Source organism: Mycobacterium sp. (genome assembly GCF_035570115.1).
Lineage (GTDB): Bacteria > Actinomycetota > Actinomycetes > Mycobacteriales > Mycobacteriaceae > Mycobacterium.
Window position 1 is genome coordinate 1 of record NZ_DATMLH010000188.1, and the last position, 7,721, is coordinate 7,721.

The window sequence follows — 7,721 nt, forward strand, 5'->3', positions numbered from 1 at the left end:
GACCGGCGACGGGTCCTCCCGCCATGACACGCCGGAAAGCTGACCCTCGTCACGTCCGTGATAGCCATGGCGATCGGTAAAGTCGCCCAACGTAATCCGGTCCTGCGCCAGCGCCCAAAGATCGGCGGCCACCTGATTCTCATCGGCGCCAACGCCGGAGAGCACCGCGGTTTCCAGATCCGACAGATCGAGCCCGGCTAGTGCCGCGCTGACCTGTTCGGCCAGTCCCGAGCTGACCAACGCCACCACCAGATGCAAGATCATGATCTTTTCGAACCGCTCCCGCGCAGCACTGAGCAATTCCAGACATCCGGCGCGGTCCAGTCCCTCGACACACCCCAGTGCATCGAGCCGCCAGGAGCGCAGGCCGGCGACCATCCGGTCGTGGACCCGGGGCAGGGTGGCTACCAGCAGCGGTGCCTTGGCGGCGATCGCCGGGTAACGGCGCCGCGAATTGTCGTCAACGGTCTCGGGCCGCACATAACCGAACAATTGCTGCTCTACCGCGGAGGCCGAGGTTCCCGGCATCAGGCCGGCGAAGTCGCGGAACTTGTCGATGTTGGCGGCGGCCCGGCCGTCGAACACCGTAAAGCACATGTCTTCGGCGAGGTCGGGGAGATATATCTCGCGGGCCTTGAAAACTCCCATCCGGACAAACATCTTCCGGAACGCTATCTCCAGCGGCTCTTCGATGAAGGTGTAGCCCATTGTGGAGAACACCCCCGGGAAGGCCTCGGCGACGTTGCCCGTCGTCCAGGTCACCTTCGGATCGATCTCGGGATTGTCTAACTGCTGCTGAACGACACGTCGGTGACTCATCGCTCACCCGATCAGAACACTCGGTGCAGGATGCCCTGCTCGAAAAAGCCTGCACCGGCGATATTTTCGCTGTCGAGCGTCATGAAGTCGTCATAAGTGCCAAACGATGGCCCCTCGGAGTCGGCCCCCATCGGCACGAAAAAGCCAGCCAGCCTTGACGAGAACGTGACCAGCCGGGTGCCGCCCTCGGCGTCGCGCAGCCGGGCCAGCCGGAACTGCCCGGCGGCATTGCGCCCAAACGTCACGTCGGTGATGGTGCGTGATCGGTCCGCATCGATGAGAAATCCGTCCGATCGCAGCGTGCCGTCCGCACCCAGGAACTTCATCACGGTGATGAAGGTGTCGCCGATGACCGCCACCAGCCCCGCGTATTCGATCCATTGCGCGGACTCATCACGGTAACCCCAAGTGCGATCCCGCATCCCGCGCCCCTGCACCGGCGACTCGACGCCGTCGAGTACCAGCGTGCCGGTCATCTCACAGGCCTGCTGGAAATGTTGCAGGGGTTTCCCCGGTACCAGCTCGGGGACCACCCCACCCACAGCGTAGTCAGCCGCCACGAACATTGGGGCGTTGACCAGATCGGCCCGCAACCGTGGATGCCGCACCGTTATCACGCCGCTGAGCCCAAAGTCGATCGACGGGCTCGCGAAGCTGCCCGGTGACAGGTCCTCGATGATCTCCAAGACTTTGCCCCGGACCGAGACACTGCATCGGGCCCGCCGGGCACCGGTTCCGTTGGGCGACGTGGAGACGTGGAAGCTGCCGAACACCTCATTGGCGGTGTCCCAAAATGACAGGTAGGCATTGTCTTTCCATACCGGGTCGGCAGGTCCCGCAGCGTCGGGGTGGATGGGTTCGGCCAAAGGCCCCCAGGTCTCGGCGAGGTCGGTGACGGTCATGGGCTTGTTACTCCTATTCGTTGCAGGATCTCCACGGTGCCCGCGATATTTTTCTTACCTAGATTAAAATCTATCATGGCCTAGACCGACTCCCGCACAACCCGGTGATCGTGGCCTACACCGCCGAACTCGGCTGGTCCGCCAGCCAGGTGAGCTCGGCGAGATCCGCCTGTAGCCCGTGGATGAGCAGATCGAGTCCATATCTGAAGGCATCGTCGCTGAGGTCTGTGAAATATGCGAAATGGCTGTCCGCGTGCGCGAAGTTGGGCAACTCGGCCCCGTCGTCGTTGACATCGTCGGGAACCGCGCGGAGCGCCCAGCTCCCGGAGACGACGAAGCCGATCGTGTAGCTGACGAGCGTGCCGAGGGCACGAAGCGCGACCGGTTGGGGAAAGCCGGCCGCTTCGAGTGCGTCGAGAATGCGTGCGCGGCGGCTGAAAAGGGCGGGTTTGAGCTGGGCGGTCAGCGCGATGCTGATCAGATTCGGGTGGCGACGGCAGAGGGTGTAGAGCTCGCCGACGGTGGCACGGACCAGCTCATACCATTCGCATTCGTCGGTTGACGGCGCGGACACCTCGCTGAACGCCAGTTCGAAGACGGCTTCGTAGAGCTCCTTCTTGTTTTGCACGTAGCCATAGATCGTCATCACGCCGACGCCCAGCGCGTCGGCCAGTTGGCGCATGCTGAACGAATCAGGCTGGCCGTCGTCGATCAATCGCAAGGCCCGTTGAGCCACCTCTGCGCGAGTGAATCTGGGCCGCGGGCCGCGCGCGCCCCCCGAAGAGGATGTTGACACCGTCACACCGTACAGCCTACGGTGATTCCGCACACCATTTACCGTACGCTGTACGATGATTCTGCATCGGAGACCGATGATGATGATGTCGACGTTCGCTGATTCGAGCAAGGTTGCGTGATGACCTTCTCCGACACCGACGTTCAGACGTTCGCGGCGACACCTTCGAAGTTCTTCGGCCATTCGTGGTACGCGATGCAGCACCTCCCGGCCAAAGAACTGGGCATGCTGCAGTTGGCGGCCCTGCGGATGCGGCTCGCTGAACTGCGAGACGCGATTCCCGTGCTGACCACGATGGCCGACGAGACCGGGATCAGTGCGCTGACATCCGTCGACGACGTGGTGCCGCTGCTGTTCCAGCATTCGGTCTACAAGTCATATCCGCTGGCGTTGTTGGTGAAGAACCGGTTCACCGAACTGACCCGATGGCTGGATCGACTCACCACGCATGATCTCAGCGGAGTCGATGTCAGCGCGTGCGACAGTATCGATTCCTGGCTGGACGTCCTGGACGACCAGACCGACCTGCGGGTGGCGCACACGTCCGGAACCTCGGGGATGATGTCGTTTCTGCCGCGCGCCAAAGACGAGTGGGATCAGATGTTCTCCGCGATCCGCTGCGGGCTGTTCCAGTACTCGGACCCCACCGGCACCGGCGGTCGGCACGACGGGGAGTACTTCAACCTGATCTGGCCGCTCTATCGTTACGGACGCAGCGCGATCATGCGGGTACCGCAGATGGGACTGCCCCATCTGCTGGGGTCGGAGGATCACCTGCACACACTGCGTCCGGGCAGGATGAGTTCGGACTCGATGTTCCTGGCCGGGCGGCTGCGCGCGGCCGCCGCCCGGGGTGAGGTCGACCAGCTCGAGATCAACCCGGCATTACGGGCACGCAAAGACCAGTTCGAGCGTGAGCAGCGCGAAATGGCCGAAACCATGCCGGTTTTCATCGACGAGATCGTCGACAAGCTGCGCGGCCAACGGATCTGGGTGCTGGCCACCTGGAACATCCTCTACGGGATCGCACAAGCCGGCTTGAGCAAAGGGTTGTCTCAGCTGTTCGCGTCCGACTCGCTGGTCAGCACCGGGGGCGGCGCCAAGGGTGCCGTCGTCCCGGACGACTGGGAACACCTGGTTCGCGAGTTCACCGGGGTCGACCACATCCAGCACATGTACGTGATGTCGGAGATCACCGCGCTGAACAAGATGTGCGAACACGGCCGCTACCACTTCGAGCCGTGGATCATCCCATTCGTGCTAGATCCCGCAGACGGCCGGCCACTTCCGCGGGAAGGTGAGCAGATCGGCCGGGCGGCGGTATTCGATCTCTTGCCGTCCAGTTATTGGGGCGGATTCATCAGCGGAGACGAGGTCGCGGCGAGCTTCGAGCAGTGTGCGTGTGGCCGCACGACGGCCCATCTCGCCCGCCAAATCCAGCGCTACAGCGACAAGCAGAACGGTGACGACAAGATCACCTGCCTGGCGTCGGAGGAGGCGCACCGGGCCGCACTCGAATTCCTCACCGCGAGGCTTGCATGATGACCGCGACGATCGGCGGCGCGCAGTCCGCAGTCCCGGAGTTGCTCATCCCGGCGCTTATCCGCGGCAAGACGGTCCCCGAGGACTTAGAAAAGGGCTTAGTGTCCTTCGGCGGTCGTGGCGGTGCGGCTTCCTTCCGCGGGCCAAACCCCAGTGAGATCGTGCACGCACTCCCGCTGCGCGACCCCGGGGAACTAGACGATGTACACCGGCTGCGCTTCGACGAGATCGTTGACTACCTCGACGAATTGGGCCGGCATCTCGTGTTGGACCACAACGAGCACCTGCAGCAGGCATTGGAATATTCGGCGGGATGGTCTGATATGACCACCCCCTTGGTCCGGTCATCATTCCTGCAACTGCCGGCATTGTTCGCCCCCGACTCGGTGCGTCAACTCGCGGACGCGATCGGCGCGCCGTACCTCGACGGCTGGGTACAGCGGCGGATGGATGACGGGCGGGTGGCGAGCATCCGCGCCATGGGTGCCCGCACGGTGCACGTGATCGCGGGCAACAGCCCGGTCATCGCGGCGTTATCGATCCTGCGCAACGCGGTCGCCCGGTCCGACGCCATCATCAAGACGCCGTCCAACGATCCCCTCAGCGCGCTGGCGGTTGCCCGCACGATGGCCGACATGGCCCCGGATCACCCGATAACCCGGCATGTATCGGTGGCGTACTGGAAGGGCGGCGACGCCGAATTCGAATCCACGCTGTACCAGCCAAGAAATGTCGAAAAGATCATCGCCTGGGGCGGTTTCGCGTCCGTCACGCATGTGCTGCGCTACGTCCAGCCGGGCCTTGAGCTGATTTCGCTCGACCCGAAGCGCAGCGCGACGATCATCGGACCGGAAGCATTCGAATCCGAGGACACCGTCCGCGACGTTGCGTTGCGACTGGCCACCGATATCGGTGCGCTCAACCAGCTCGGTTGTGTCAATGCCCGCGTGGTGTACGTCGCCTCCGGCCTCGACACAACGGGACTCGGCCGGCTCAACGCGCTCGGCGAGGCGGTCTACCAACAGTTGCAGGGGCTGCCCGAGTCGCTCAGCACACCCGCGAAAACCTTCGACCCGGAGCTGCGGGCACATATCGAGGCACTGCGTGCCAGTCCGGATTGGTATCGGATCTACGGCGGAAACGACGGCCGGGGGGCGATCATCTGCTCGCAGCTCGACGAGCCGGTGGAGTTCCACCGGTCGCTGAGCGGCCGGGTCGCCAACCTGGTGCCGATCGACGATCCGGCCGACGCCGTCGCCGCGGTGAACGCGTACACGCAGACGATCGGCATCTACCCGGAGCAACTCAAGACTCGCTTGCGCGACGCGCTCGCGCTCCATGGCGCGCAACGTCTCGTCTCCCTGGGATATGCGGCCGACCCGAACATCGCGCTGCCGCAAGACGCCATCGAACCCATGCGTCGCATGGTCAAGTGGGTCGTCGATGAGGAATGTGATCCGAATCGGGTCATGCCGCTGTGGGATTCACAGTAACGCAAGTACGAAATGAGGTAGCCGGTGGTAGAAATCGTGGACGCCGTCGAAGATCTGACATCGGAGTGGTTCACCGAGGCGCTGCGTGAGGGAGGCAGCATCGGGGCCGGAGTCTCTGTGACGTCGGCTCAAAGCAAACCGATTGGCACCGGCCAGCTCGGCTTGGTTGCACGAGCGCAACTCGAGTATGACACCGCAAGTGGCCCTGCGTCGTTGATCGTCAAACTGCCCTCCGGGGATGCCGGGAGCCGCCAATTAGGCACGGCGATGGGCGTTTACGAAGCCGAAGTGCGCTTCTATCAAGAGGTTGCGCCGCGGGTCGATGCGCACGTCCCCCACATGCACTGGGGCGCGGTGGAATCGGATACCGGCCGATTCACATTGGTGATCGATGACCTCTCCCCGGGTTCGGTGGTCGGGAACATGGTCGAGGGTTGTTCGATCGAGCACGCTCGATCGGCGGTGCTCGAGCTGGTCAACCTTCAAGCCCCATCCTGGGACGACCCGGTGCTTCTGCGCCGGGGATGGATCGCCAATGCCGCACGCACGCAAGCGTTGTTCGACGCCGTGCCGTTGGCGTTGGAGCCGTTCCTCGTTCGCTTCGCCGACCGCCTGGAATCCGACGATGTCGCGCTGGTCAAGCGGCTCGGGCCGCAGGCTCCCGGCTACGTCGGCAAGGCATGGCACCGACCGTTCGTGGTCACCCACGGCGACTACCGGCTGGACAACCTCATGTTCGGTGTCGAACCGTCCGCTCCCGGTGTCTGCATCGTCGATTGGCAAGGCGCGCGACTCGGTCCCCCGCTGATCGACGTTGCCACCTTCCTCGGCAGCTGCGTGAGCCCCGAACAGCGCCGGGCGCTCGAGCCTGACCTGCTCCGCTCCTACCACAAGGAGTTGCTCGCCCGCGGCGTCACCGGGTTCTCGTTCGACGACTGCTGGGCGGGCTACGGGCGAGCCGCGTTCTACCCCTTCTTGCTGACGGTGGCGGTGTCGGTGACCATCGAGCGAACCGAACGCGGCGACGCGATGTGGGCGCAGATGCTGCGTGGCGCTGCCGATCTCATCCGCGCCACCGGCGCCGAGAACGTATTGGACTGAGCCGATGAGTATTCCCGCGCCCAAACCCGGATCGGCGGCGTTCGTCACCGGAGCATCGTCAGGAATCGGCATGGCGCTGGCGCGCGAACTCGCCTGTGCCGGCCATGATCTCGTCCTCGTGGCACGTCGCCGTGAGCGGCTGGAGGCGCTGGCGGCTGAACTCCGCGAGAAGTACGGTGTCGGCGTCGACGTCTTGGTCTGCGATCTTTCCGACGCCTCCGACCGCGACCGGATGCTGGCGGAACTGAGCGCGTTGGGTCACCAACTCGACGTACTGATCCTGTGTGCCGGGTTCGGGATGATCGGTCCATATCTCGATCACGACCCCGAGCGATTGATCAGTATGGTGCGCACCAATGTCGAGGGCACCATGGCGCTCGTGCGAGCCCTGACACCGCCGATGGTCAGCCGTGGACGCGGGTCGGTGCTTCTGGTCTCCTCGATGGCCGGCAACCAGCCGATGCCATACTTCGCGCCGTACTCCGCCACGAAGGCGGCGGTCACCTCGCTGGGCGAATCTTTGCACTACGAACTCAAGCCGGCCGGCGTGGTTGTGTCGGTGCTCGCTCCGGCCAGCGTCGCCACCGAGTTCGCGGCGGTGGCCGATGCGCCACACCAGGCTGAGCGTCAGCCCGCATTCATGACCGCAACCGCCGAAGACTGCGCGAAAGCGGGTATGCGCGCCCTGCGCGGCGGCAAGCGAAAGGTGGTTCCCCTTCCGCAGGCTGCGGCCTTCGCCTGGGTCAGTGCCCACCTGCCTCGCCGGATCTGGTTTCGGATCTGCCGCACGATGATGGGCTAAGCGCGATGCAGCCGCGACGCGCGTACTCCCCACACGCCCCCAATTGACGTTCAGCGCACGAGCGGAGCACCGCGGGTCGGCGGTGAGGCCGCCGGTTGCGGGAGCGTCTTCGGCAACCGCATGACCGCGACCAGCACACCAACGCCCCCGACGGTGCAGACGGCCCACATCGCGAGGTACCAGAACGAGCGGAATTCCGGGCCGAAAAACAGTGTGATGGCCAGGAACCAGAAGGTGATCATCCCGAGGTAGGCCCACCACACAAT

Annotated in this window: 7 protein-coding genes and 1 pseudogene; 4 read left to right on the forward strand and 4 right to left on the reverse strand. The window is 64.3% G+C overall.

The window, feature by feature from the left end; genetic code table 11:
* The 3 genes and pseudogenes from VNW74_RS16985 to VNW74_RS16995 form a co-directional block, all read right to left on the reverse strand.
* Positions 1 to 819: pseudogene (locus VNW74_RS16985) on the reverse strand (phosphoenolpyruvate carboxykinase); the annotation flags it as partial.
* An 11-nt stretch (positions 820 to 830) separates the two neighbouring features.
* Positions 831 to 1,721 (reverse strand): hypothetical protein, encoded by an 891-nt coding sequence (locus tag VNW74_RS16990; protein WP_325678836.1) that lies wholly within the window; start codon positions 1,719 to 1,721, stop codon positions 831 to 833.
* A 115-nt stretch (positions 1,722 to 1,836) separates the two neighbouring features.
* On the reverse strand, positions 1,837 to 2,517 hold the full coding sequence (locus VNW74_RS16995; RefSeq protein WP_325678838.1) for a TetR/AcrR family transcriptional regulator: 681 nt from the start codon (positions 2,515 to 2,517) through the stop codon (positions 1,837 to 1,839).
* A gap of 120 nt (positions 2,518 to 2,637) precedes the next feature.
* Here VNW74_RS16995 and VNW74_RS17000 point away from each other — a divergent pair, with 120 nt between their 5' ends.
* The 4 genes from VNW74_RS17000 to VNW74_RS17015 are packed head-to-tail and all read left to right on the forward strand — an operon-like array spanning position 2,638 to position 7,455.
* On the forward strand, positions 2,638 to 4,059 hold the full coding sequence (locus VNW74_RS17000; protein WP_325678840.1) for a hypothetical protein: 1,422 nt from the start codon (positions 2,638 to 2,640) through the stop codon (positions 4,057 to 4,059).
* Entirely contained in the window at positions 4,059 to 5,552 is a 1,494-nt protein-coding gene (locus tag VNW74_RS17005) for an acyl-CoA reductase (RefSeq protein ID WP_325678842.1), read from the forward strand. The genes VNW74_RS17000 and VNW74_RS17005 overlap by 1 nt, the downstream gene beginning before the upstream one ends.
* A gap of 24 nt (positions 5,553 to 5,576) precedes the next feature.
* Positions 5,577 to 6,653, forward strand: coding sequence for a phosphotransferase (locus tag VNW74_RS17010; RefSeq protein WP_325678844.1), 1,077 nt, complete (start codon positions 5,577 to 5,579; stop codon positions 6,651 to 6,653).
* A gap of 4 nt (positions 6,654 to 6,657) precedes the next feature.
* Entirely contained in the window at positions 6,658 to 7,455 is a 798-nt protein-coding gene (locus VNW74_RS17015; RefSeq protein ID WP_325678846.1) for an SDR family oxidoreductase, read from the forward strand.
* A gap of 50 nt (positions 7,456 to 7,505) precedes the next feature.
* On the opposite strand, the gene VNW74_RS17020 is transcribed toward VNW74_RS17015, so the two are convergent.
* Positions 7,506 to 7,721 (reverse strand): hypothetical protein (locus tag VNW74_RS17020; RefSeq protein WP_325678848.1); only part of this gene is annotated, 216 nt, incomplete at its 5' end.